Here is a 26,146-nt window from a genome sequence, read left to right as displayed (position 1 = left end):
GAATCAAAAAATGCATTTTTTATCAGCGATTTTCCTTATACGCTTTCGAATACTGATCGGCGGAGATCATCGCGTCAACAACGTCATCAGGAGCAGGCACTCCAGGCATATTATGGCTGCTTTCTCCTTCTTGCATGGCGGTTTCCGCGACTTTCAAGAGCTCTTCGCGTTCGATTCCTTCAATATGAAGGTCTTCGAAAGTCGTGGGTAAGCCTAGTTTTTCCAACAGTTCGATATAGCGATTAATTTCCGATTGATTGCGGGCTTCCAAAGTGAGTTGGGTGAGGATGCCGAACGCGACTTTTTCCCCGTGGCTTTTATGGTGGATATCCCCATCTAAAACGGTAAATCCATTGTGGACGGCGTGGGCAAGATTAATTCCGCCGCTTTCAAATCCGAGACCGCTTAACAACGTATTAGCCTCCACGACTTGCTCAAGTGCATGCGAAACGACTTGGCGCTTATTCGCTTCATAGGCAAGCAGCGCGTAATCAAACAATGTTTCTTCACATTTTTTGGCGATAGCTTGTCCGGCAATGGTTGCTTGTCCGCCGGCCATCGTCGTTCCTCGCCCTTCATGCGTGGCACGTGCCTCGACCCAAGTTGCAAGGGCATCAGCAATACCGGAAGCCAACAGCTGCGGAGGAGCGCCCGCGACTACTTTCGGATCAACGAGGATAAGATCGGGATTTGTTTTGAAAAAACGATAGCGTTCAAAGACCCCGTCTTCTGAGTAAATAACGGAAAGGGCGCTTGTCGGCGCATCCGTTGAAGCGGTCGTTGGGATGATAACACAGGCGGCATCATCAACAGTGTCACGTACGCCTTTGGTCGTGTCCAGTGCCTTTCCGCCCCCGACACCAACCACGATATCCGCGTTATTTTCGTTCGCAACATCAGCAATTCGCTCAATTTCAGTGTCGGATGCTTCCCCAGAGAATTTTTCCTCAATGGTTTCAATCCCAGCCTCTTTAAGACTTCCGGTCACACGGTTCCCGGCGATGTCCCATACCACTTCATCGGCGATGACCAATGCTTTCTGTCCGAGGCCGGCTACATATTTCCCAGCCGAATCGACGATATCTTTTCCCTGTACATATTTGCTTGGACTGATGAAAATTTTTTCGCTCATTCAAATCACTCGTCCAGACATTTTTCCTAGAGGTCATATTCCCCGGAAAAGATGCCGGTTAAACAATCAAGCCTCTGTGGTTTCTTCTTCCTGCTTGCGTTTATACACCCCGATCGATACCATAATCCCGATCTCATACAAGAGAATAAAAGGAAGAACGATGAGAACATCCGTTAAAAAGTCCGGCGGTGTGATCAACACAGAAATGCAAAACAAAGCGAAATACGCATATTTTCGAACGTTTCTTAACGAATAAGGATTAAGCAGCCCAAATGAAGTCAAACACATAAGCACGACCGGTAATTCAAACAAAAACCCTATAGGCAAAGTGGACATCACCATAAAAGAAAAGTACTCCTGGGCAGTAATCATCATCTCAAAGTGTACATCTCCCAGGTTCATGAGAAATGAAAACGCGAGCGGATGGATGATAAAAAAACCAAAAGCCAGCCCGGTAATAAAACAAACGAAAATCGCCGGTATATAATTAAACAGAGCAGCAGCTTCTTTTTCACTCAAGGCCGGTTTCACAAAACGCCAAGCCTCAAACGCCAAGTACGGCGCAGACAAACCGAGCCCCAGAACCCCCGATAAGGTAAAATAAAGCCTTAACGCATCGAGAGGACCGAGCATCACCAATTGGTGTTCTCCTGTTAATAGATCTACATAAAACCGCAACAAAACAAAAATCGTGATAAACATAAATGCATAAACGAGCAAACTCCGAATAACGGCGCCTCGCAATATTATGATATGTTCCATTGCCGGCTGCGTGTCCATTGCGGTGCTGTCACTTGAAGCCATGAAAATAAACCCCCTCCTGCAAACATTAGCGAACATTATGATCCCCTTAAGTGTTATCTCTTATTCACGATGTTTAACCAATCAGCACTTCGGGGTAGAGTGGCAATTGCACCAGCATGACGAACATAAGGAGTGAACACTTTATGACAAATCGTATACATTTAGGGAAATCGGACGTATCTGTCCATCCAATAGGGCTTGGAACAAACGCAGTTGGCGGGCATAACATTTACCCTGACATGTTGAATGAAGAACAAGGGAAAGATATGGTCCGTGCCGCACTCGACAATGGTATCGATCACCTCGACACTGCTTTGATCTATGGGCCTGAACGTTCTGAAGAGTTGATTGGAGAAGTGGCAGGCGAATACAATCGGGACAACATCGTGATTGCCACAAAAGGCGGTCTTAAATTCGCGGGAGAAGAGATGGTAATGGACAATTCACCGTCTTTCCTAAAACAAGCGGTGGACAATAGTTTGAAGCGTCTCAATACCGACTACATCGATTTATTTTACATTCATTACCCGGATAAGGAGACACCGAAAGATGAGGCGATCGGTGCATTAAAAGAGTTGAAAGACGATGGAAAAATCCGCTCCATCGGCGTATCCAACTTTTCCATCGATCAGTTGAAAGAAGCCAACAAAGACGGATATGTAGACGTTTTTCAAGGGGAATACAATTTGTTGCATCGGGAAGCTGAACAGACGCTCCTTCCTTATACTGCACAGGAAAGCATTACATTCATCCCCTACTTCCCGCTGGAGTCCGGTTTATTGGCAGGAAAATATAATGAAAACGATACGTTTTCGGATGTCCGTGCCAAAAGACCGAGTTTTAAAGGCGAGAATTTCAAACATAACTTGGAAAAAGTGGACCGACTACGTGATATCGCCTCGGAAAAAGATGCTGAAATCGCGCACGTTGTCCTTGCTTGGTATTTCTCGCGCCCATCGCTCGACGCGATTATTCCCGGTGCAAAACGACCGGAACAAGTGATGAACAATCTAAAGGTAGCAGATGTTCAACTGACGAATCATGAGATTGAACACATCGACAAGATTTTTTCATAAAGAAAAGGCGCAGCCATTACTGACTACGCCTTTTCCGATACAAAAAACCAAGCCCCAAAATCAGGCTTGGTTTTTCTTCATTTACTGCTGGCCGTTTTTCACCCAAGTAGCGACTTCTGCTGTTCGTCGTGCTTGGTGTTTGACCGCTTCCTCGATGTCTTCTTGCATATTGCCTTCGCCGTCAACCGTAACGGAAGTGCCGTACGGGTTACCGCCGGAGCTGAAAATCACTTCGTTGCTGTATCCCGGTGGCACGATAATCGCACCCCAATGCATCATCGTGGTATAAAGGGCATGAACGGTTTCCTCCTGGCCGCCATGCGGGTTCTGGGCGGAAGACATGCCACTGACGACTTTATTGACAAGTTTCCCCTGAGCCCAAAGACCGCCGCCTTGGTCAAGCAATTGCTTTACTTGTCCCGGGACATTCCCGAAACGTGTCGGCGTGCTGAAAATAAAGGCGTCTGCCCAATCAAGGTCATCCGGTGTTGCGACGGGAACATCTTTCGTTTCTTCGAGGTGTTGTTCCCAAGCTGGATTTTGCGCGATCGCTTCGGCCGGCGCTAGTTCTTGCGCACGAGCGACTTTTACTTCATGGCCCGCTTCTTTCAAGGCTTCCTCGGCCCAACGGGCCATTTGATAGTTCGTTCCTGTGGAACTGTAATAGATGACGGCAACTTTTAAGTTACTCATTGATCTTCCTCCTTATGTTTACTACGGGGTGTGTCCGCTCTGACGCTAGTTTACTCACCAAGAGACAATCCTACTCGCTTCAGCAACTTGATCATCGTTTCTTTTTCTTCATTACTCAATTGCTCGAACATTTTATGGACAGACTCCCGATGCTGCGGAAACACACGTGCCATAAATGCTTTTCCCTCTTCATTAATGGACGCATAAACGACACGGCGATCCTCCTTGCACCGGACCCTTTCCAACAACTCTTTTTTCTCTAGCTTGTCAACGACATAGGTAAGGCTTCCACTCGTTAACAAGATCCGCTTTCCAAGTTGTTGAATCGGTTGATCGCCTTTATGGTACAATAATTCCAAGACCGCAAACTCTGACGGGGTTAATCCGTAGCGCTTCATATCCGCTTGGGTTGCACCCGCGACTGCATGTTCAGCCTTCATTAATACGACGAGCAATTTTAGCGATAAATCTTGTTCTTCCATAGTAGTCACTGCTTTCGGATTATTTATCTTGACTCCAAGATAAATTTTATCAAGCTACATGATAAGTGTCAAATGTAACGCCCGATATTCTGGTTCTCCTACACGCGATGCTGTTCATAAACCTCTGCGGGGATACTGTTTTGCAATCGCTCATATTCTTTTTCCGTTAACGGTTTTAATTCGGATGCGCCGATATTTTCAAACACTTGCTGCGGTGTACTTGCCCCAGTCGTTACCGAGGTAACTGCCGGATGTTTCAACACATATTGAATTGCCGTTTGCGCGGCCGCTTCCACGCCTCGTATTTGCTGCACTTTTTCAGCGGCACGCATGACTTTTGCTCGTGTGTGTCCAAGGAAGCCGTTCTCCGGCACTTTTTCTTCAGCCTTCATGCTCAGCATCCCTTTTGCAACCGGTCCGCGAACGATAACACTAATCCCTTGATCATATAAAAAATCAAGTATTTCTTCTTCCGGGCGCCGGTCAAGCAAACTGTACTGCATCATTACGCTGGAGATCCCCGCGCCCGCGTATCTTTTAATCACATTCGGACGAATGGATGAAATGCCCCATTCCCGGATGTAACCGTCTTGCTGAAGTTCCTGAAATGCTTCCACTGTTTCGTCGATCGGATCCTCTATCGTTCCGCCATGCAGTTGGTAAACATCAAGATAATCGATGCCGAGCCGCCCTAAACTGGCCTTGCATGCTTCTTTTATATACGCTTTTGAAGGATCCCAAAACCAATTATCTTTTCCTTTCTCCCAATGGTTTCCTCCTTTGGAAGCCAAAATAAAATCATCTCGCCGCCCTTTGATGATCTTACCGAGCATTTCTTCAATTTCCCCATATTTATACAAATCGGCGGTATCGAAATAGTTCACCCCTTTTTCCAACGCGGCATCCACAATGGCGGTGGCTTTTTTTTGATCCAGGGGTAAACTCATCGTTCCTAAGCTTATTTCCGAAAGCTCAATCCCGGTTTTTCCTAATTGGCGATATCTCATCTTGCAACCTCCCATCTGGTCATCTCTCGTTTGCTTTACCCGCTATCTTTACTTTTTATGCATGTGTTTTAAGCGAATCCCATTAGTTGACATGTCATCAGTTTAGTTATAAACTGAATGTGAAGGAGGGACGTCATGCGGTTATCGAAACACGATAAGCAACGAGGACTCCTTTTGTGGTTCAGGCTTGCGCGTTTTTTTCAGCAAAGTGTCAAAGCGTCCAATCAGCATCTGGATCCCTACGGCTTATCGATCGCCCAATTTGATCTGCTCGTTCAAATCGGTGCCAGTCAACCGATCACCCAACAGGAACTCGCACAAAAATTACTCGTTTCGAAAGGGAACATCACCCAATTAATCAAACGTATGGAAAACAGAAAACTCATTACACGCAGGCAAGAGTGGAAAACAAAATATATTACATTAACAACGCAGGGGACGGAACTCTACCAAGAGGTGGTTCCAAAACAAGAACAATTTCAAGCGTCCCAATTTCAAGCGTTGAACAAAGACGAACAAGTGCAACTGCTTCATCTTTTAACGAAATTACAAAAGCAAGGAGGGGAAGATTTATGGAATTAAAAGGCATCCATCACCTCTCGGCGCTCACCGCCAATGCGGCCAAAAACGTGGAATTCTATACCGAAATCATGGGGATGCGCCTCGTTAAAAAAACGGTCAATCAAGACGACGTCAGCGTTTATCATCTTTTTTACGGAGATGAACGGGGCAATCCCGGAACGGAGCTAACCTTTTTCGAAATTCCGATGGCCGCGCCAAACAAGCGTGGAGCAAGCAGTATTTCCGGAACTTCTTTGCGCGTAAAAAATGATGAGGCGCTTGATTATTGGAAATCACGATTTGAGCAATACGACGTTTCACACGGAAACATTGAAGTGCGCGCCGGTCGAAATGCACTCTCGTTTGAGGATTTTGAAGGGCAACGTCTCCTCCTTGTCTCTGATGAAACGAATAAAGGCGTCCCTGGAGGCGTTCCTTGGAACGAAAGCCCGGTGCCGCAAAAATACGGCATCATTGGTCTGGGGCCGATTCATCTCACCGTGCGCGATCCGAAACCTACGGCTGAAATCCTGACAAAAGTCATGGGCTATCGCAGAAAAGAAAATGTAGACTATACGCTGAAAGACAGGGAAGTGCTCGTATTTGAGACTGGCAAAGGCGGAACAGGGTCGGAAGTGCATATCGTGCACGCTCCCGAACTCCCTTTTGAACGTCAAGGAAGAGGCGGCGTTCATCACGTAGCCTTTCGCGTCGATGATGAGGATGCATTAAGAAAATGGATCTCCCACATTGATGATACCGGCCTGCCGAATTCGGGTTTTGTAGAACGTTATTATTTCCGTTCCCTTTATTTCCGTGAGCCGAATGGTATCCTTTTTGAGCTCGCAACGGATGGACCCGGTTTTGACACAGATGAAGATTTGGCACATTTGGGCGAATCTTTGGCCTTGCCACCTTACCTCGAGCCGCAACGGGAACAAATTGAAGCGAAACTAAAACCACTGGACACCAAACGCTCATAGAGGAGGAACAGACACATGCATCATATTTTCAAAGAAGGTACGAACACAGAAGGACCGGTCCTTTTACTCTTGCACGGAACCGGAGGAGATGAAAACGACTTGTTGCCGTTAGCACAAATGATTTCTCCATCGTCGTCGGTCTTAAGCGTGCGCGGAAATGTATCCGAAGGTGGCATGCCCAGATTTTTCAGGCGCCTGGCCGAAGGTGTATTTGACGAAGAAGATCTTGTGGCTCGAACGAAAGAACTTGCGGATTTTCTCGACGAAAGCGCGGAAAAATACGGCTTTGACCGCAAGCAAATTGTCGCTGTCGGATATTCTAATGGTGCCAACATCGCGGCCAGCTTGCTTTATCATTATGAAAATGTACTAAAAGGTGCGGTGCTGCATCATCCGATGGTGCCTTTGCGGAATGTCGAGCTCCCTTCACTAAAAGATGTCCCTGTATTTATCGGGGCCGGTAAACAAGATCCCATCTGCCGCCCGGAAGAGACAGAAGAACTCGCTTCCACCCTGGAAAGCGCAGGATCGAATGTTGAATTATTTTGGGAGAACACCGGCCATCAACTGACAAAAACAGAGGTCGAGGCAGCAAGCCAATGGTTCCAGGAAAATTTTTAGATTATCGGATGGCCTAAAAAGCCCTGTCTCTTTTCATCGAGACAGGGCTTTTAACGCTCTTATTAATGTTTCTTTTCACAAATCATTTACGCGGTTACACGTTCAGTTTCATCCTCATCTTTTTCCCTTTTTCTAGAAAATGCAACTAGGAAATAGATAAGGGTGGCTACTGCACAAATCATCAAGAACAAGGATAAAGCGATTATACTACCTCCATCAAGTGACCCAGCGTTAACGACCGATTTGAACCCTTCAATGGAGTAAGTCATAGGGAGCATTGGACTTATCCACTGCAAAGAAGCGGGTAGCAATTCAATCGGGAGCGGACCTCCTGTCAACTGCAATTGCACAAGAATCAAGGCTCCGGCAAGGAATTTTCCAATAAGCCCTGCGACAGATACAAGCAGTTGAACAATCGCCACAAATGTTATACTGACGAATATAGCAAACAATAATAAGTTTAAAAAGCTTGCAACCGGTGTTCCAAGTATAACTGTGATAACGGAAAGCAAGACTGCTTGAGCAATTGCAAGTGAAGCAATAATCGTGAACTTCCCGGCAAACCACTGAAAACCTGAAGTTGGAACCACTTCTGGTTTACGGAAATTGACCACGAAAGAGATCAATAATGCTCCGACAAACAGAGCAATGGATAACACATAAGGTGCCTCAGATTGGCGATATTCAGAAAATGCGTTAACCTGTTCTCCCGTTCCCTGAACCGGGGAGGCAAACATCTCCACGTTATCATCTTCAGTTGAAGTCGCCGCGACCTCATCGGCTCCATCCTGTAAGCTCGAATGTAATTCATCACTGCCATCATACAATTCTTCTGCCCCGTCATTTAACTGATTGGCACCATCGGTTAAATCAGCCCAACCGGCTTCAACGGAGTCTGTGCCATCGCTGAGTTCGGATGATCCATCGTTCAGTTCGGTGGCACCTTCGGTTAGTTCGCCCCAGCCGCTTTCTACAGCATACGTACCTTCATTGATTTGAATAGCTCCGTCGTTCAATTCGGTGGCTCCGACGGTTAATTCATCCCAGCCGCTTTCTACAGAACCCGTGCCTTCATTGACTTGGGATGCTCCGTCGTTCAGTTCGGTGGCACCAACAGTTAGTTCATCCCAGCCGCTTTCTACAGAACCCGTGCCTTCATTGACTTGGGATGCTCCGTCGTTCAGTTCGGTGGCACCAACAGTTAGTTCATCCCAGCCGCTTTCCACAGAACCCGTGCCTTCATTAACTTGAGATGCTCCATCGTTCAATTCGGTGGCTCCGACGGTTAATTCATCCCAGCCGCTTTCCACAGAACCCGTGCCTTCATTGACTTGGGATGCTCCGTCATTCAGTTCGGTGGCTCCGACGGTTAATTCATTCCAACCGCTTTCTACAGAACTCGTGCCTTCATTGACTTGAGATGCCCCGTCATTTAGTTCGGTGGCTCCGACGATCAGTTCTCCCCACCCATCATTTACTGAAGCAGTTCCATCAGCTACCTGAGAAGCTCCAGCGGATAAGTCCTCTGCTCCGTCTACAAGATCAGTCTGTCCAACGACTAACTCATCAATTCCTGCATTCAATTGATCGACGCCTTCTATTAGTTCTCCAATTCCTTCCGCCGCTTCTTCTCCTAAGAGATCTTCAAGAATTGGCAGAAATTCCTCAAATTGTGCTACTCCTTCTTGCAACTCTCCTGCCCCTGCTTGGGCATCTAACAATCCGGCAAGCACATCATTGGCACCTTCTTCAACTTCATCGCTTCCGGTATTTAACTCTTCTGCGCCGGCAGCTAATTCTTCAATATCAGATTCTTCCTCTGTCAAATTGCCCAATAGTTCCTCGGTGCCGTCTTCCAATTCATTCAGTAATCTCGGTTCTAAATAAAAAAATGCGCCATCAAATCAGGTGTAACAAGGGATTGGCGAAAACAACGTAAAATAGCAAAAATCGCATTTTGATTGGAAAAAATGGGGAACAAAGGAAGGGAATCAGCGAAAAATGAAGAAACACCTCCTAAGGACAAAAAAGGAGGTGTTAACGGTGGGTAGACCTACTTTGCAAAAACTACTCACCTATGTGTCTAAGGTATATGGAATCGGCGAAAAAATCAAGAGGGCAAAGGACGGAAGAAAAGATCCGGACATTCTAGCATCGACGATATGCTCTATCCTTATGCTGGGTTGTCTGTGGCGCATGCCGAGCTTGAATGTGTTGGACCAATGGGTGAAATTTGGGCGATTCAAAAAGCTTTTCCCTGGCGTTCGCTTGCCCCGTGTTGATGCCGTGCGTGAGTCTTTAAGTCAGTATGATTTGGAGCCTTTACAGGCGATGCATGACGATACGATTCGCAAGGCAAAGCGAAACAAAGTTTTCCAACAGGGAACGATGAAGGGACGAGTGGTCGTTGCTCTGGATGGATTTGAACTGTTTGAAAGCAAGGTGAAAGAATGTGACGCATGCTTAACCCGTGTCATTGATGGCGAAACCCATTATTACCATCAAGGCGTCGCTTGCATGACGATCGGCTCTGATCCTCACGTGATCCTTGGAATCGACCACTTACATCCCAGGGATGAGAAAGATGACGATGAGGGCGAACTCACAGGCGGGAAACGACTCATCCGAAACCTTTATGAGCAACATCATCATTTTGCCGATGTGATCGTGGGTGATGCCCTGTATGCCAATGCCCCTTTTATCAATGACGTACGCGCCATTGGCATGGATGCGATCGTTCGCGTCAAAAACAAACGTTTGAATCTCGTCAAAGATGCGCTGGGGCTTTTTCAAAAGCGTGACTCTGACGCTCAATGGACCCACGAGGACCCGGAGCCAAAGGGCAAGCAAACGAAGAGAAAACAAAAGCATATCCATGTCGAAGCATGGGATGAAGAAGGATTTGAAATGGGAGGCGTTCCCGAGCCCGTCCGCTTTCTGAGATTCCGCGAGACGATCACGCAAAACATGTATCAAGGCAAGACCGTCGAACGCGTCGAGACCATCAAAGAGGTTTGGGTGGTGACCACGCTCGGTAAACATGTGCCGACCAAAGACGTTTGGGAAATGATTCACGAAAGATGGGATATTGAAAATAACGGCTTTCGGGAACTCAAAACCAAGTGGCATATACACCACTGCTTTATGCACCATCCACGCGCCATCGAAGCCATGGTCATGTTCATCATGATCGCGTTTAACTTATTTCAACTCTATACTTTCCGCAGGGTGAAAGATTTTTGGAACAAGGGGATGACCCTGTCTTTTCTTATCGAAGAGTTCAGAATCGATGCGGTCAGGGAGGATGTTCCCCTTTATGCGCTGTTAGAATAAACGCGTTGTCCACCGTTCGTTTGTCTGAATGTATCAGAGAATAGCAAAGGATGGCGAAATTTGACCATCCAACAGCTCTTTATGGGCAAATAGACATACCTATTCCACAGAAATGTAGAACGATGCCGCATATTCTTTGTTCACACCGGCGCTTTTAAAATTGGAAATTGGAACCGAGATTTTTGCAATTCATTGGCCCCGCTTGACAATTCGGAAATGTCAGCGCTTTCCTCTGTTAAACTACCCAGCAGTTCCTCGGTGCCGTCTTCCAATTCATTGGCTCCGCTTGACAGTTCGGAAATGTCGGAGCTTTCCTCTGTTAAACTACCCAGCAGTTCCTCGGTGCCGTCCTCCAATTCATTGGCTCCGCTTGACAATTCGGAAATGTCGGAGCTTTCCTCTGTTAAACTACCCAACAGTTCCTCGGTGCCGTTTTCCAATTCATTGGCTCCGCTTGACAGTTCGGAAATGTCGGAGCTTTCTCCTGTTAAACTACCCAGCAGTTCCTCGGTGCCGTCCTCCAATTCATTGGCTCCGCTTGACAATTCGGAAATGTCGGAGCTCTCTCCTGTTAAACTACCCAGCAGTTCTTCGGTACCGTCTTCCAATTCATTGGCTCCGCCGGATAACTCGGAAATGTCTGGGCTTTGCTCTTCCAAAGAGCTTAGCAATGTCCCGGTACCCTGATTTAATTCATCGGCACCGTCTGACAGCCGGGCAATTTCATCGGACTCACCTACAAGAGAGCCAAGCATCTCTGAAGTTCCGGCGATTAAGTCTTCCGTTCCATCGTTAATTTCACCGGAACCATCCGCCGCTTCCGTGAAGCCGTCCGAAACATCGCCAAGCTGGTCAAACATTTGTGTTACGTAAGTAGCCGTGATTTGCTCTGAAAGCCCTTCCATAATTTCTGTGATGGCGGCATCAGTAACCTGAGATGCCATGTGGCTTAATCCTTCATTTTGCGTGTATATCAATTCAGTCTGTTCAGGGTTTTCGTCCATCACAGTTGTTGCTCTGCTTGAAAAATCGGAAGGAATTTCGACTGTCATGTAATAGTCACCGTTTTCCAAACCTTCATTTGCTTCTGCCTGATCAACGAATTGGAAATCGAGCACTTGCTCCTCTTGCAATTCGTTTACAAGGTCGTCACCGGCTTGAATTTCATCCTCTCCCATAGAAGCTCCCTCGTCCATGTTGACAACAGCTACGGGCAGGTTATCTATATTGTCTGTCGGTTCCATCGTACTGGAAAGCAGTGCTACACTGTACATTACCGGAAACAGCAATACAGCAATGGTAGAAATAATCAGTGGTTTGTTACTGAAAATTTTCGAAAACTCAGCTGACAACATTTGAAAAAAGCCCACATATTTCACCCCTTTGCATTCATATTTCATTATTTCTCTGTATTTTTATCGAAATCCGTTTCGCTAATAAAAATATGAAGGATCCCCTACCCTCCTTCCTCATTGAAGTTCCAGCGCTAAAAATTTATATATTATCCCTTTGGGTTGCGCCTACTGTCTAGTTTTACATTCACTTTAGAGCTTATCCTTTTGAAATACGAATACGTATTCGTACCAAAAACCAAAATGTAGGCGATTAACTTTCATTTTAATAGGATCAAGACACGAATCCTATTACGTTAAATGTCGGGTTTTGATTCTGTTTTGGAAGGGAGGTATACGTAAAATATAGGGGTCCTTTTATCACAAATACTAGAGATGCTCATGAATATTCCCGGGGAAAAGTTAAAGATGCCCTCGTCCGGGCATCTTTTTTTCATGATACAATAGGTTAATACTGTCATTTTTTCATCATCAAAAGGAGCCATTCATCATGAAACAGCGTCTATCGAGCCCGATGATATGGATCATTCTCGCGATTATCTTTGTCGCGTTTAATTTACGTCCCGCGATTACAAGCGTTGGCCCGCTCATTGGGATTCTGCGAGAGGACTTGCAGTTAACAAACAGCGAGGCTGGGGTAATTACCACCCTCCCATTACTCGCGTTCGCCGTTCTTTCCATCGCTGCCCCAAGGCTCGCGCGAAAATGGGGGATCGAGTGGGCGATATTTGCAGGGTTATTTACGTTACTGATTGGCATCCTTTTAAGGTCTGCCGGTTACTCGACAACGTTGTTTATGGGAACAGCCATCATTGGAATCGGTATTGCGGTCTGCAACGTGTTGCTTCCAGGTTTTGTAAAATTAAAATTTGAAAAACATACAGGGCTGATGACGAGCATTTACATGACATCCATGAGCCTGTTTGCGACCATCGGTTCCGGAATCAGCATTCCGCTAGCCGTTCATCTCGGCTTGGATTGGGAAGGTGCGCTTGCCTCTTGGGCGATTGTCGTCATTGCCGCAATGGGCGTTTGGGTGCCCCAGCTTCGCCAAGCGCAAAAACCCGAAATGGCGGAGAAGCATACAGGGGCGGAGCAAAAGTTATGGCGCTCTCCCCTCGCCTGGCAAATTACCGTCTTCATGGGGGTGCAGTCCACTCTGTTTTACAGTTTAATCACCTGGCTTCCCGAGATGGTGCAAGCAAATGGGATCAATGCGGTTACCGCCGGTTGGCTGCTTAGCTTTATGCAACTTTGCGGACTTCCAACCAATTTTTTAACCCCAATTCTCGCCACCCGCTTGCAAAATCAACGGGTGATTGTTTTATTTATCATCTTTTTTTACTTAGCCGGTTTCATAGGTTTATATGCAATCGGACATTCAGTGCCGCTACACTTTTTGTTCATCTTTTTTATCGGAATTGCCCAAGGTGCCAGCATTAGTCTTTCTTTTATTTTATTCAACTTAAGAACCACATCTGCGCAGCAAGCCTCCCAGTTATCGGGAATGGCGCAATCATTCGGATATTTATTGGCCGCCTCAGGACCGATTTTGCTCGGGTTTCTTTATGATTACACAAATACGTGGGGATTGCCGATCATTATCCTTACATTCTTAAGCATTATGCTTGCCATTGCCGGATGGAACGCATCCAAGGATACTTATTTGTTTGCAAAACGGCCGGTGGACAGGGAACGTTCTTAGTCTCGAGAACGCGGAAAATGGCATCAATCAATATAATATGAAGCCGGTCCTTTTCCCATGCGTTTGAAATAATTGGAAAGTGTCCTTGTGATTTTTTTACGGTCACCATTCACCGCGCACCATTCACGAATTGTGGCGCTGGTAATTTTTCGGTCCGGAAAAAGGAGCTGAAATTCCTCTACGCTACGGATGATCGCAGTTTGGGCATTTTCTTTGTAGCCGCATTCTCCACACACCCATACTCGTCCCCCTTCAACCATAAAGGATGTACATTTACCGCAAACAACACCTTTTTTCAATTGTTCATAGTCATATTCGGGTAAACGGGTATGGGGAAACTTATTCAAATGCTGAGCAATTAACTGTTCAGCAAGGCTTTCATGACTTCGATTGAGTTTCGACGCCATGCTGTTCATTTTTTTCATAAAGCGATGGAGCTGGTTATAAAAAATGGCAGGCAGTGTCGGAGGGGCATTGTACAAGTAAAATTCAGGGTGAGTAAAAACTAGGAGGGATTCGATCGGAATGTCGATGTTAAGGCGTTGTTGAAGCAATTGTCTCAGGAGGGATTCGGCTCGCTCCATTTGCGGCTGAGGGCTGTTTATTTCTTTCCCGGCAAGCGTTTTCCATTTATTGGTATCTAGATAAAAGTCGCCTTCATGATATTTGGAGTCGAAAACATAGATTATACTTTGGAAAACTACGAACGAATCAATTTGAAACGCCTTTCCCTTATGCTCGAGTAACAAATCATTGACGACAAGACAATCATTTGTAAGTCCTTCCAGCCAAATATCCAGTTGCAACTCGCCGGCAAAACCTTTTTCTAGGTTCAAATAATGCTGATAGTCCTGAAGATTCATTCGCGGATTTAATAATCGCAAAATTTTTAATTCCGCTGATGGTTCACGTTCTTTTATCTTTTCCATTGCCCACTTCCTTTCTTTTTGAAAATATAGCATAAAAAAGTCCTGGAAGTAGATCTTCACACGATTTTGTACTACTATTTTTTGGATCGCAGCAATGTTGACAATAACAACGCCTCCATTGAAGAATCACAACAGGCTTTCAGTCCCCGAGGTAGCTCGACCGCCCTTCGAGAGATAAATTCTTCCATTTTCGTACCTCTCAGCTGGTCCATTATATCTTTAAGGTACAATTCCTTATTTGTTGTACCTCTTTCAGGGGGGCGATCACCTTTTGAGGGTCAATTTTTACTTTTTTGTACCTCTCGGGGTGGCACGGCCGCCTTTTGGGGACAACTCTTGGAGTTATGTCAATAATACGAGCACAGAAAATTGGTGCCTTTTTAGTCCTCAAGTTTCAAGTTGCTATTTCTGAATCCGCCGCCTTTGACAGCTGCTTCGGTTCGTGGTGTGCATCTGATGGCGGCTGGGAGAAAAAAGCTCATGGGCGCATCAGCCGCATCCGTCAGTGTACCACGAACCGATCGATGCTCCCGATTCGGCGGAGGGGCCCCATCCCCAACCGGTGAATCGGGGCATCGGGCACAGCTGTCAAAGGTAAACTTCACGGCTCCCAGCATAACGATCATATTTGCTATCAGCGTTTTTTCGTTACACCGTCATGTCGCCTCTTTGAGCTTGTCTATACTGCCGGTCGAATTGGTTAGGCGACATATAGCCAATGGTGGAATGGGTACGTTCTTCGTTGTAAAAGCAGGCAATGTACTCCCAAACGCTCATCTTAGCCTCCTCCCGTGTATCGTAGGTTTCATGGGCCAGCAGATCTTTTTCAATGGTAGCGTGAAAAGACTCGATGCACGCATTGTCATAACAATCGCCTTTCCGGCTCATACTTGTGAGCATGCCGTGTTCCTGGAGAATAGCCTGATAGGCATGGGAGGCATATTGGCTCCCCCGGTCTGAGTGGTGGATGAGTCCCTCTTGCGGAGGTTGAAGGCGCATCGCCCGATGTAAGGCAGTTATGGCCAGTTCTTTCGTGAGACGGTGACTGATATTCCAGCCAATGATCTTACGAGAAAATAAGTCCATCACCGATGCCAGGTAAAGCCAGCCTTCCCGGGTCCAGATATAGGTGATATCCGCCACCCAAGCCTCGTTGGGATGATCTGTATGAAAATCCCGTTGAAGCAGGTTGGGATACACCGGGTGATCATGATTGGAATCGGTTGTCTTTTTCCCTTTCTTCATGGCGGTCTTTGGGCGAAGATCATATTCTCGCATATAATTCGACACCGTTTTCTGAGTGACTGTAAAGCCGTGTTTATGCAGTTCCCTCGTTATCCGCGGACTCCCAAACGTTTTCCGGAATTGGATAAAGATTTGCTCGATGGCCTCAACGATGGTTTCTTTTCGCTGTTTTTGCGGGCATTGCGGGCGGTTGCGCCATTCGTAATAGCCGCCTCTGGAAACACCTAAAACCTCGCACATCTTCGCCACACGAAACTCTTGTCGGTGTTCCTCGATGAAGTGGTAGATCACTCCTGGTTTTTGGCGAAGAAGGCCGCTGCCTTTTTTAGAATCGCCACTTCTTCTTCCAATTCCTCAATTCTTTTCACGTCCCGTTGATGTTGCTCTTCCGCTGGCGTGAGATAACCGCTTCCGAAAAGGGAGTCCCCCTTATCCTCACGATAATTTCTCACCCAATTTTCCAGCGTGCTAGCGGAGATTCCATGCTCTCTCGCGACATCTGCTCTTTTTTTACCCTCATGAACGATAAGTTTCACCGCATACCGTTTAAATTCTATATCATGATGTTGCAAAATAGGCACACTCCTTTAGATCCATTTTAACAATGCACCAATTTTGTGTGTCCAACTTTTATTCTACTTCCACTCTTCCTTTATTGTACCTTTCGAGATGGTTCGGTCACCTTTTGAGGGTCAACCTATCCGTTTCGTACCGCTCGACAGCAGCTTTCTAATCACATATCTTCCAAAATAATATAAGTCGCTCTCATCGGCCCGTGCACTCCGACGACCAGGCTCATTTCAATGTCGGCGCTATTGGATGGTCCCGAGATAAAATGAATGCCGGACGGGATTTCCTCGCCGTTTTGCACCCGTTCATGGATGTGGCGGGTGGCTTGGGTTAAACGGGGCACAATCGTACTGCGGGGGATGACAGCGATATAATTTTCCGGAAGGGTACTGACGACCCTTCCTTTCTGCGGCGAGCTTAAGCATACGACCGTGCCTGATTCCGCTAAAGTCATATCGCTATAGGTGATCCCGACCCCGGCACGTTCCGCCCGCCGAATGTTTTCATTGCCGTCATCAGCATTCCAAACATGCACTTCCACACCGAGATCTTGCATTTGTTCGCGAAATGCTTCGTCGAGCCCTGCCGTCATCAGCCTTTCATCGTCCCACATGATTGCAGATTCTGCTTGATAAGCCCCGATCGTTTCCGCGACCGCTTCCCGAAGTCCTCCGCTCGTTGTTTCGATGACATTCGTATGAATGTTTTTACATTGCTCTTTGAAGCGACCCACTAACTGATCAGTCGTCTCGTTTGCAAAAATATCCCATTGGGGCTGCACCTTCCATTCGGGGCGTTCCACGTGTTCGCTGCGCGGTTGTTCTTTTTTCTCAGCGATTTGATTTAAAAATTCTTCTCGTCCCCGGATCGTTCCTCTACTCATCAGACGACGACCTCCTTCGTTTTGCAAACCAGTCGCGAAAACGTTCCTTCGCCGGTGCAGGAAAATCACGAAACTCCGTCCATGCTTTCAGTGGACCGGGTCCATTGGAAATACGTGAACCTTTGGTCCACGGCCGCATGACACGATGGGCCTGTTTAGATGCCAGTCGATACAGCTTCGGATTGGTCGTGCCGGTGCCAAACATTTTCATCGCCCATTTTTCCGGCATCGGTCCGAGGTTTTCTTTTTCGGTGATGATCTGCCGATGGGCAATCAAATGTTCATGCAAAGGGATTTTTACAGGGCACGCCTCCGTACAAGCCGCACAAAGGGAAGAAGCATATGGCAACTCTTTATTATCCTCGTAGCCATCCAGCAAGGGAGTCAACACTGCTCCGATCGGCCCGTTATAAATGGAGCCGTACGCGTGGCCGCCAACGTGGCGATAGACCGGGCATACGTTCACGCAAGCAGCGCAACGAATACAATGCAAGGCTGATTGAAATTGTGTGCCGAGGATGTCCGAACGCCCGTTATCAACGATCACGAGATGAAAATCTTCCGGGCCATCGGTCTCATCTTCTCCTTTCGGCCCTGTCAAACCGGTAATGTAAGAGGTTAGCTTCTGCCCCACAGCGGATCGGCAAAGGAGACTCACCATAACATCGAGTTCCTCCCAAGTGGGAACAATTCGTTCCATGCTCATAACGGTGATTTGTGTTTTTGGCAATGCTGTGACCAAGTCGGCGTTGCCTTCGTTCGTTACAAGAGAAATCGACCCGGATTCGGCAACGGCAAAATTGCAGCCCGTAATCCCGATGTCCGCATCCAAAAAGTCCCCGCGCAGTTCCTCGCGGACAAAAGCGGTGATGTCATCGGTATCATCACTATTTTGATACCCTTTTTTCTCCTTAAAAACCTCTTTGATTTGAGAACGGTTTTTATGCAAGGATGGCGCGACAATATGAGAAGGGGGGTCCTGGTCATCAACTTGCAAAATATATTCCCCCAGGTCCGTTTCCACAACCTTTAAACCATCGCTTTCCAACGCAGCATTTAAGGACATTTCCTCCGTCACCATCGATTTCGACTTTACAATTTTTTTCGCTTCTTTTTCACGTGCCACTTCCCGCACATAGGCATTGCCTTCTTCAGCCGTCTTGGCAAAATAAACATGGCCGCCACGTTCCGCTACTTTGTCGCTTAACTGTTCCAGATAATAGTCAAGATGATCCAACGTATGGGTACGAATTTCTTCCCCCAGGGTACGCCATGCTTCCCAATCGCCAAGCGCTTCCGACGATGCTTGTTTTCTCGTTCGCAATTGTTCTTGTGCCGAGCGAACCGTCCCGCGCATAAAAGCATCGGCAAGTCCGTCGTTCACACGATGGGTAAAGTCTTTTTCCCCCACTCGCAATGGCATGGTTATCCCCTCCCTTCCGTATCATTAAGGACTTCTGCAATATGCATGACTTTGACGGGACGCTTTTCGCGATCCATTCGCCCGCCAATATTCATGAGACAACCGGCGTCGGCGCCGATAAGTATATCCGCTTCCGTGTCATGAATGCAGGCTACTTTTTCATCCACCATTTCTTTTGAAATATCCGACATCTTAACGGCGAACGTGCCGCCAAAACCGCAACAATCATAGTTGCGCGGCAAATCAATCATTTCCAAACCATCGACGTTACCGAGCAAGGTTTTTGGCGCCTCGGATACTTGCAACAATCGCATCATGTGGCAAGACGTATGGTACGTCGCTTTTGCATGGAGTTTAGCCCCCGTGTTTTCAATCTGAAGAACATCGACGAGAAAATGTGTCAATTCGTAACTTTTTGCACGCAACGCTTCTGCTTCTGCTTGCCACTCAGGTTCTCCTTCCAATAGGTGGCTGTATTCATGCAACATGGCGGCACAGGAGCCAGAAGGTACCACAACGTAGTCTGAATCTTTAAAAGCATCGATCGATTGTTTCGCGACTTTGCGGGCCTCTTTGTGATAACCGCTGTTAAAGGCAGGTTGCCCACAGCAAGTCTGTTGCTCCGGAAAATCCACGGTGCAACCTAACTTTTCCAATAGTTCAACCGTTGCTTTGCCGGCATTTGGATAAAACATATCGCCTAAACATGTAATAAACAGGGATACGTTCAAAAAAAGCCCCCCTTCCATTCCATAGTCATCAGATGACCTGTTCTCTTAGTATATACGAAAGCGATTTCATAGATCAATAGCCTTTTTCAGTCTCCTCCCAAAACAAGACGTTCTCCACGCTTTCCAAATGTTCACGCATCCGTTGTTGCGCGAGTGTGGCATCACCCACTTTTATCGCTTCATAAATACAAACGTGTTGCTCATAAAGACGTTCTGCTCTGACTTTTTCGGAAAAAAGCCAAATTCTTCTCGTCTCCAGCATCGTCTGCTTCGTTTTTTGCGCAATGTTTTCCAAGAGATCGGTAAGCATGTTATTTTGCGTGGCGTGCGCGATCGCGAGGTGAAATTGCCAATCGGCTTCTTCACCGAGCTTCTCGTCTCTAAGCGGAACGGCCATCTGATGCAGAGCCTTTTCAATTATTGGCAGTTGTTTCTTTGGGCAACGACGAGCGGCGCTCCCCGCAGCACCTACCTCTAAAATTTTTCTCACTTCCAAAAGTTCACGAATTTCTTCCGGGTTGATGGTTAAGCGATTCATAGCTTTGATGAATGTGCCTTCCCCGTGCCTAATGTCGACGAGCCCAATGGCTTTCAGTGCGCTCAATGCTTCACGAACAGCAGAACGGCCGACATCAAACTGGTGTGCCAGCCTTTCCACGGAGTCCAGCCGATCACCCGGTTGCAACGCTCCGTTATCAATCCGCCCTTTTATTTCGTCAGCGACTTTTTCGTATATTTTTTTGGAATGAATTTGTTTATAATTCATGAACCTCTCCATATATTCGGAATCAACGTCCTTCACTCGGAAACATTTCCCTTCTTCGATCGCTTAAAATTCACGGACGCTTCTCTTCTCCGGCTCCGTTCTTCAGCATCGCCTAATACTTCTTCCAGATCATCTTGCACACTTTCCTCATAGAGCGGCACCCCGGAGCGATAAGCCGCGCGGCAGCAGACATGCCCGACAACCGGAGCGGTCAAAAACACAAACACAATTCCCAAGATCAAACGAACGCTAAAAAAACCTTCGATCAATCCAAAGTGTATGAAAACCCCGGCTAACGTACATAAGACACCTAGTGTTGCGCTTTTCGTCGCGCCATGCGAGCGTGTATACACGTCGGGGAGGCGAACAAGTCCAAAGGCACTAATGAGAATCATGACAACGCCAACGATTAATAAAATGGCAACGATCACTTCAATCATCACGTTTGCGTTCAATGATAACCCCCCTCTCGATATACTTCGCCAACGCGACTGCTCCAATGAATGCCAGAATACCGAGCAATAATATCGCTTCCAAGAAAGCATCTGTCTCAAAGTAGAGGGAAACAATCCCGATAAGCGCGATCATCATGATGCTGATAAGGTCAAGGGCAAGCACACGATCGGCCATTGAAGGCCCCTTAATCGCTCGGTATAACCCTCCCAATATCGCGATCGCCAACAAAAGAAGCATGAAAAGAAGCACAGTGTCAAACATTAGCGCGTCACCTCCATAATCGCTTTTTCAAATCGCGCGTGTGAGGAGATAACCATATCTCTGGAAACGGGAATATCCATCACGTGCATGTAAAACGTATTCTTGTCGGGGGAAACTTCTACAACGACCGAACCTGGGGTGAGCATAAAAAGCAAGGCAAGTGTCGTAATTTCCCAGTTGCTTTCCAACTCTGTTTCCAACTTGAAGATGCCAGGCGTAATATTTAATTTAGGACGAAGGATTTGCCCAATGACGACAATGGTGGACATGATTAACTCCCACATGAATATAGCCATCAACACGATAATCGCCCAGACTCTGGATAAATAAAACTTTTCATTGAAAAAACGCCGCATCAAAAACAATATCGCGAGCCCCAGTATATACCCTAACGTAAACGTAGGGAGACTCCAGTCATCTTGTAATGTTACCCATAAGAAGGCAATGATTAAGTTGATCAGTATTTGAAAAGGCATTGGTTTCCCCCATTTCGATCAATTTTGCAGCACAGCATCGATATAAAGTTGAGGATTGTTCAAAACCTCCGCTGCCTGTAACACGTACACATTTACCCATTCAACACCAACCCCGAGACCGACACTCAGGACCGCCAATATCGCGCATGGAAACAACAATCCTTTTGTGGACATTTTCTCATCTTCGACAGACAGTTGATTTTCTCCCCAAAATCCGTTCATAAATATTTTCATGACCGAATAAAGCACCATAAGACTTGTAATCAAACCGACCGCTGCCATTACGTAAAAGCCTTCGTCGATCGCTCCATGCAATGTCAACAGTTTGCCGATAAACCCACTGAGCGGCGGCACACCTGCCAATGCAAAAGCAGCAAGGAAAAACATCCAGCCCAACAGCGCGTGGTTGCGAATCATACCGCTCATCTCGCGTAACTGATTGGTACCGGTCAACCCAATCATTATCCCGCCGAGTAAAAACAACAATGCTTTCACGATCATGTCGTGGATAAGATAATAAATGGAACCGGCCAGTGCAACTTCCGTAAACACGGCAAGACCGATCATGATAAATCCAACGGCGATAATGACATTATAGGCTAAAATACGTCGGAGATCCCAGTATGCCACCGCCCCGATGCCACCGAGAATCATCGTCGCGACCCCTAGCCAGCCAATCAATTCATGAGTGATCGCGGCTTCGTGATAAAAAATAAGCGTAAACGTCCGGAAAATGGCATACATGCCGACCTTCGTCAACAACGCCGCGAACATGGCGGAAATAGCCATCGGCGGCGCACTATAAGCGCCCGGGAGCCAAAAATACATGAGTAGTGCTGCCTTGATCGCAAACACGAGCAAAAGAAAGATTGCCACCGTCGTAATCAACCCATCTTGTCCCGTTTCCGCAATTTTCACCGACAAATCAGCGAAATTCAGGGTACCGGTAATCGCATAAAGGTAGCCGATCGCCACAAGAAAGAGCATGGAGGAAACGATATTGATGAGCACATACTTTAAGGATTCCCGTAACTGCCCCTTCTCTCCCCCGAGGGAAATGAGTATGTAAGAAGAGAGCAACATGACTTCAAAAAATACGAATAGGTTAAAAAGGTCGCCGGTTAAGAATGAGCCCATGATACCGACAATCATAAAATGAATAAATGGGTAGAGATAATGCTTTTCTCTTTCTTCTCCGATCGTTCGATAGCCATAAAGCACACAACAAAAGGTAACGATTACCGTCGCCAATATAAGCAACAACGCGAACATATCAGCTACAAGGACAATGCCAAAAGGCGGCTCCCATCCGCCCAAATTTAACGTCTGCGTACCCTCCACCGACACTTGATGGGTCAGCACAACCGTAGCGGCCATCAATAACAATAAAGATAGAGTTGTCACATAGCGTTGTACCTTTATTTGTTTTCGAAAAAAGATAAGTAGCACACCCGTTAACAACGGGATGAGCAAAGGTAATATAACTAAATTATTCATCATCAGTGCCCCTTAGTTCCTCCATATCATCGGTTCCCAACTCTTGATAAGAACGATACGCAATTACAAGAAAAACTCCAAGCGTCCCAAAATTAATAACGATGGCGGTTAATATCAATGCTTGCGGCAGAGGATCGGTATACGCCGTGCTTTCCAATCCCAGCAGCGGTGGCGCGCCGGTTTTAATTCCGCCCATCGTGAGCAACAAAAGCAAAGCGCCGTGGCCTAAAATGGCCGTGCCGAGCACAATGCGCAATAAACTTTTCGCCAAGACAAGATACGTACCGGCTGTAAACAGAATACCGGCAAGAACCGACATTAGAATTTCCATATCTATACATCCTCACTGATACTCAGAATGATGGTCATGGTAGCCCCGACAACGGCAAGCGACACACCTACTTCAAACAAGACCGATGTCGCCAGTTCAATTTCCCCGAAAAAGGGGAAATCAACATATTCATACGTATGGCTGAGGAATGGATACCCCAAAACCATGGCCCCGACTCCCGTTAACGTGGAAAGGCCGACGCCTATGCCCGTCAGTATTTTGTAATCAACACGGATGCCTTGTTGAACAGTTTCCATGTCAAACGCTAAATACAAAAGCACAAGTGCCGAGGCAATAACGAGTCCACCGATAAATCCGCCACCTGGGTCATGGTGACCGGCAAAGAAAAGATATGCGCCAAACGCAAGAATGATAAACGCTGAAATACTGGTGACGGTTTGTAAGATCACATCATTGATCTTCATTCTTTTCCCTCCTTGCCAGCCTTACTTTGACGAGGGCGTAAACCCCCAACCCCGCGATACAGAGCACGAAAATCTCGAGCAACGTGTCCAGGGCGCGAAAATCTGCCAAAATCGCATTCACCATGTTTGCCGCCCCGGCAAGTTCATAAGCATCCAAGTAGTAATCCGAAATCGCCGGAAACAAACGATGGCCGTTTGCCGATAATGAAACTGCCGTTACGGTCATCCCGACCAAGCTCGCGATGACAAGGTTGAGACCATTGACGCCGTCCCCATCTTCTTTTTTCCGTAAACTGGGCAGATGGTAAAAACACACCAAAAATAAAGCGACTGTGACGGTTTCAATTGCAAGCTGTGTGAGCGCCAAATCCGGCGCCCGTAACACAACGAAGAATAACGCTACAATGTAGCCGAGGACCCCTACACTGATTACCGCCGTCAAGCGTGATCTCGTTATCACAACCATCGCCGCGGAGCCTACGAGCGCAAGGGAAAGAATGATTTCAAACATATTGATATTTGCTACATTAGCCGTCTCAAGGGAAAAACCATCCAACAAGAAAAGATGAGCACCGACGATCAAAACAAAGATCAAGAAAATATAACGAAGATAAGCACGGCTAAACCCAGTCATGTGCGCATCCGTGATTTTTCTTGAGATACTCTCCATTCCTTTGAGCCCCGAATTGTATGCGTTGGTAATCGTCAATGCTCTAGGCACATTATTGTACAACCCAATCCATTTTCTTAACGTCAAATATAAAATTATCCCGATAACAACGAGGGCGATCGTCATAAACAGCTCCGGCACAAACCCATGCCACGCTTCAATATGAAAATCAAATTGTCCGGCCAACGTCGGCAAGATCGACGCCATCATCGGTTCCAAAACATATTCGCCAAGTACGTTCGGAACAAAAAAGATCACGACGACGAGCAGCGCCAAGATCGCCGGCGGGACTAGCATCCCCCACGGCGCTTCGTGGGCTTCTTTTTCCAATCGTTCCGGTTGATAGTTGCCGAAAAACGTTTTAAAGACAAGGATGATGCTATAAATGAACGTAAACACACTGGCGACCCAGGCAATGACCGGAATTAAAAAGCCGTACGTCTCCATTCTGAAAATATCCAGATCGGCTGCATTTAACGTACCCGTAAAGAATAGCTCTTTACTGAGAAAGCCGTTAAACGGAGGCAAACCTGCCATTGATAAACTTCCGATCAACGCGATCGTAAACGAGATTGGCATGATCGACATGAGCCCACCGAGTTTGCGGAGATCACGCGTCCCCGTTTCATGGTCGACAATGCCGACAACCATGAACAGACTGCCTTTAAAGGTAGCATGGTTGACCAGATGGAAAACAGCGGCAAGCACCGCCATGGAATGTAGGTGGGCCAGTTCGCCCTCTCCGTAATAAAGGGCCGCTGAACCCATTCCCAAAAGGGACATAATAAGTCCGAGTTGGCTGACCGTGGAAAAAGCTAATAATGCTTTTAAGTCCCTCTGCTTCACTGCCAACAGTGAACCCCAGAAAAGCGTAAGAAGGCCGATGCCCGTCACGATCCAGAACCATTCCATTGTGCCACCGAAAAACGGGGTGAAACGGGCAACAAGATAGATGCCGGCTTTTACCATCGTCGCCGAGTGCAAATAAGCGCTGATCGGCGTTGGTGCTTCCATCGCATCCGGCAGCCAGATATGGAATGGAAATTGCGCCGACTTTGTAAACGCACCGATTAATATTAGAATCATTGCCGGCATAAACAAAGGGTGTTGAACGAGTTGGCCACCCTGGGCAATCAATTCACGAATGCTAAACGTATCTCCCATAATGCCAAGCATGATAACCGCCGCCAGCATGGCAAAGCCGCCAAAGATCGTAATAAGCATTGCCTTTTGTGCGCCGTAACGCGATTGGCGCCGCGCGTACCAATAAGCAATCAATAAAAAAGAGGAAATGCTCGTCAGTTCCCAGAAAAGATAAAGGACAATGAGGTTGTCCGAAAAAACGACCCCAAGCATAGCCGTCATGAACATCATGAGATAAACGTAAAAATTATGAAGTGCTTCGCGCCCTTTGGACAAATAATAAATGGAATAAAGAACGACAAGCGTTCCGATCCCCGAGATGATCAAACCGAAAACGAGCCCTAACCCATCGACGTAAAAACTGATGTCAATATTAAAACCGGGGATCCACGGCAATATATACATCGCAGTTTCCCCGCCCGCGATCATAGGCAGGAAAGTAAGTAAATAAACGAAAATCGAGAGTGGAACGAATAACACGAACCAGCCGGTATGTACCTTTGGGATTTTTTTATACAAAAATGGAACAATAATGGCAAATACCAAAGGTAACAAAATAAAAATATGCAACCACGACAAAGTGTATCAACC

General features: G+C 46.7%; 25 protein-coding genes and 1 pseudogene. 6 read left to right on the top strand and 20 right to left on the bottom strand.

The features are described from left to right. Window positions 1-22: 22 nt before the first annotated feature. Together EPH95_RS15580 and tatC are read right to left on the bottom strand one after the other, a co-directional pair. A complete protein-coding gene (locus EPH95_RS15580; protein WP_142090941.1) occupies window positions 23-1,132 on the bottom strand; it encodes a glycerol dehydrogenase in 1,110 nt (369 codons plus the stop codon). Window positions 1,133-1,198: 66 nt separating this feature from the next. Beyond that, window positions 1,199-1,936 (bottom strand): twin-arginine translocase subunit TatC, encoded by a 738-nt coding sequence (gene tatC / locus EPH95_RS15575; protein ID WP_227003942.1) that lies wholly within the window; start codon window positions 1,934-1,936, stop codon window positions 1,199-1,201. 143 nt (window positions 1,937-2,079) lie between these two features. On the opposite strand from tatC, the gene EPH95_RS15570 reads away from it, so the two are divergent. After that, the gene (locus tag EPH95_RS15570; protein WP_142090940.1) at window positions 2,080-3,012 is read left to right on the top strand and encodes an aldo/keto reductase; all 933 of its coding nucleotides are present in this window, start codon (window positions 2,080-2,082) and stop codon (window positions 3,010-3,012) included. An 81-nt stretch (window positions 3,013-3,093) separates the two neighbouring features. Here EPH95_RS15570 and wrbA read toward each other — a convergent pair whose 3' ends face one another. The 3 genes from wrbA to EPH95_RS15555 all read right to left on the bottom strand — a co-directional run bounded on the left by wrbA (window position 3,094) and on the right by EPH95_RS15555 (window position 5,194). Then, window positions 3,094-3,705 carry an NAD(P)H:quinone oxidoreductase gene (gene wrbA, locus EPH95_RS15565; RefSeq protein WP_142090939.1) on the bottom strand — a complete coding sequence of 204 codons (612 nt, stop codon included), beginning with the start codon at window positions 3,703-3,705 and terminating at the stop codon, window positions 3,094-3,096. Between the two features lie 50 nt (window positions 3,706-3,755). Further along, window positions 3,756-4,187 (bottom strand): MarR family winged helix-turn-helix transcriptional regulator, encoded by a 432-nt coding sequence (locus EPH95_RS15560; RefSeq protein WP_142090938.1) that lies wholly within the window; start codon window positions 4,185-4,187, stop codon window positions 3,756-3,758. A 98-nt stretch (window positions 4,188-4,285) separates the two neighbouring features. Further along, on the bottom strand, window positions 4,286-5,194 hold the full coding sequence (locus EPH95_RS15555; RefSeq protein WP_142090937.1) for an aldo/keto reductase: 909 nt from the start codon (window positions 5,192-5,194) through the stop codon (window positions 4,286-4,288). Window positions 5,195-5,329: 135 nt separating this feature from the next. Here EPH95_RS15555 and EPH95_RS15550 point away from each other — a divergent pair, with 135 nt between their 5' ends. Genes EPH95_RS15550 through EPH95_RS15540 form a run of 3 tightly spaced genes read left to right on the top strand, consistent with a single transcriptional unit; the run spans window position 5,330 to window position 7,359 of the window. Continuing rightward, complete coding sequence (locus EPH95_RS15550; protein ID WP_142090936.1) at window positions 5,330-5,776, top strand: MarR family winged helix-turn-helix transcriptional regulator; 447 nt, start codon at window positions 5,330-5,332, stop codon at window positions 5,774-5,776. Further along, window positions 5,767-6,738 carry a ring-cleaving dioxygenase gene (locus tag EPH95_RS15545; protein ID WP_142090935.1) on the top strand — a complete coding sequence of 324 codons (972 nt, stop codon included), beginning with the start codon at window positions 5,767-5,769 and terminating at the stop codon, window positions 6,736-6,738. Before EPH95_RS15550 ends, EPH95_RS15545 begins: the two co-directional genes overlap by 10 nt. A gap of 15 nt (window positions 6,739-6,753) precedes the next feature. Next, the gene (locus EPH95_RS15540) at window positions 6,754-7,359 is read left to right on the top strand and encodes an alpha/beta hydrolase (protein WP_142090934.1); all 606 of its coding nucleotides are present in this window, start codon (window positions 6,754-6,756) and stop codon (window positions 7,357-7,359) included. Between the two features lie 86 nt (window positions 7,360-7,445). Here the strand turns inward: EPH95_RS15540 and EPH95_RS15535 are convergent, their stop codons facing one another. After that, entirely contained in the window at window positions 7,446-9,194 is a 1,749-nt protein-coding gene (locus EPH95_RS15535) for a YhgE/Pip family protein (protein ID WP_160141812.1), read from the bottom strand. A 208-nt stretch (window positions 9,195-9,402) separates the two neighbouring features. Here EPH95_RS15535 and EPH95_RS19300 point away from each other — a divergent pair, with 208 nt between their 5' ends. Beyond that, window positions 9,403-10,692, top strand: a complete 1,290-nt coding sequence (locus tag EPH95_RS19300) for a transposase (RefSeq protein WP_227003941.1) — start codon at window positions 9,403-9,405, stop codon at window positions 10,690-10,692. 140 nt (window positions 10,693-10,832) lie between these two features. On the opposite strand, the gene EPH95_RS15525 is transcribed toward EPH95_RS19300, so the two are convergent. Beyond that, a complete protein-coding gene (locus EPH95_RS15525) occupies window positions 10,833-12,047 on the bottom strand; it encodes a YhgE/Pip domain-containing protein (protein WP_160141811.1) in 1,215 nt (404 codons plus the stop codon). A gap of 487 nt (window positions 12,048-12,534) precedes the next feature. Between EPH95_RS15525 and EPH95_RS15520 the strand changes: the two genes are divergently transcribed. Then, window positions 12,535-13,749, top strand: a complete 1,215-nt coding sequence (locus EPH95_RS15520; RefSeq protein WP_142090931.1) for a CynX/NimT family MFS transporter — start codon at window positions 12,535-12,537, stop codon at window positions 13,747-13,749. A gap of 23 nt (window positions 13,750-13,772) precedes the next feature. Here the strand turns inward: EPH95_RS15520 and EPH95_RS15515 are convergent, their stop codons facing one another. From EPH95_RS15515 to EPH95_RS15450, 13 genes and pseudogenes are all read right to left on the bottom strand, one after another. Continuing rightward, a complete protein-coding gene (locus tag EPH95_RS15515) occupies window positions 13,773-14,678 on the bottom strand; it encodes an NERD domain-containing protein (RefSeq protein ID WP_160141810.1) in 906 nt (301 codons plus the stop codon). A gap of 648 nt (window positions 14,679-15,326) precedes the next feature. Beyond that, a pseudogene (locus EPH95_RS15510) lies at window positions 15,327-16,498 on the bottom strand (IS3 family transposase). Between the two features lie 158 nt (window positions 16,499-16,656). Continuing rightward, complete coding sequence (locus EPH95_RS15500) at window positions 16,657-17,376, bottom strand: LutC/YkgG family protein (protein WP_142090929.1); 720 nt, start codon at window positions 17,374-17,376, stop codon at window positions 16,657-16,659. Continuing rightward, complete coding sequence (locus EPH95_RS15495) at window positions 17,369-18,799, bottom strand: LutB/LldF family L-lactate oxidation iron-sulfur protein (RefSeq protein ID WP_142090928.1); 1,431 nt, start codon at window positions 18,797-18,799, stop codon at window positions 17,369-17,371. The genes EPH95_RS15500 and EPH95_RS15495 overlap by 8 nt, the downstream gene beginning before the upstream one ends. Before the next feature lie 2 nt (window positions 18,800-18,801). Further along, a complete protein-coding gene (locus EPH95_RS15490; RefSeq protein ID WP_142090927.1) occupies window positions 18,802-19,530 on the bottom strand; it encodes a (Fe-S)-binding protein in 729 nt (242 codons plus the stop codon). Between the two features lie 73 nt (window positions 19,531-19,603). Continuing rightward, window positions 19,604-20,296 carry a FadR/GntR family transcriptional regulator gene (locus EPH95_RS15485; RefSeq protein ID WP_142090926.1) on the bottom strand — a complete coding sequence of 231 codons (693 nt, stop codon included), beginning with the start codon at window positions 20,294-20,296 and terminating at the stop codon, window positions 19,604-19,606. A 32-nt stretch (window positions 20,297-20,328) separates the two neighbouring features. Continuing rightward, window positions 20,329-20,751, bottom strand: coding sequence for a Na+/H+ antiporter subunit G (locus EPH95_RS15480; protein ID WP_142090925.1), 423 nt, complete (start codon window positions 20,749-20,751; stop codon window positions 20,329-20,331). Beyond that, a complete protein-coding gene (locus tag EPH95_RS15475) occupies window positions 20,729-21,013 on the bottom strand; it encodes a Na(+)/H(+) antiporter subunit F1 (RefSeq protein WP_142090924.1) in 285 nt (94 codons plus the stop codon). Before EPH95_RS15475 ends, EPH95_RS15480 begins: the two co-directional genes overlap by 23 nt. After that, a complete protein-coding gene (locus EPH95_RS15470) occupies window positions 21,013-21,489 on the bottom strand; it encodes a Na+/H+ antiporter subunit E (protein WP_142090923.1) in 477 nt (158 codons plus the stop codon). Before EPH95_RS15470 ends, EPH95_RS15475 begins: the two co-directional genes overlap by 1 nt. Before the next feature lie 18 nt (window positions 21,490-21,507). Beyond that, window positions 21,508-22,989 (bottom strand): Na+/H+ antiporter subunit D, encoded by a 1,482-nt coding sequence (locus EPH95_RS15465; RefSeq protein WP_319592788.1) that lies wholly within the window; start codon window positions 22,987-22,989, stop codon window positions 21,508-21,510. After that, entirely contained in the window at window positions 22,979-23,317 is a 339-nt protein-coding gene (locus tag EPH95_RS15460) for a Na(+)/H(+) antiporter subunit C (protein ID WP_142090922.1), read from the bottom strand. Before EPH95_RS15460 ends, EPH95_RS15465 begins: the two co-directional genes overlap by 11 nt. A 2-nt stretch (window positions 23,318-23,319) precedes the next feature. Beyond that, on the bottom strand, window positions 23,320-23,742 hold the full coding sequence (locus tag EPH95_RS15455; RefSeq protein ID WP_142090921.1) for a Na(+)/H(+) antiporter subunit B: 423 nt from the start codon (window positions 23,740-23,742) through the stop codon (window positions 23,320-23,322). Then, entirely contained in the window at window positions 23,729-26,134 is a 2,406-nt protein-coding gene (locus EPH95_RS15450; protein WP_142090920.1) for a Na+/H+ antiporter subunit A, read from the bottom strand. Before EPH95_RS15450 ends, EPH95_RS15455 begins: the two co-directional genes overlap by 14 nt. Between the last annotated feature and the right edge of the window lie 12 nt (window positions 26,135-26,146).

It is taken from the genome of Salicibibacter halophilus (assembly GCF_006740705.1).
Taxonomy (GTDB): Bacteria; Bacillota; Bacilli; order Bacillales; family Marinococcaceae; genus Salicibibacter; species Salicibibacter halophilus.
This window is presented reverse-complemented; position numbering and strand designations above follow the sequence as displayed.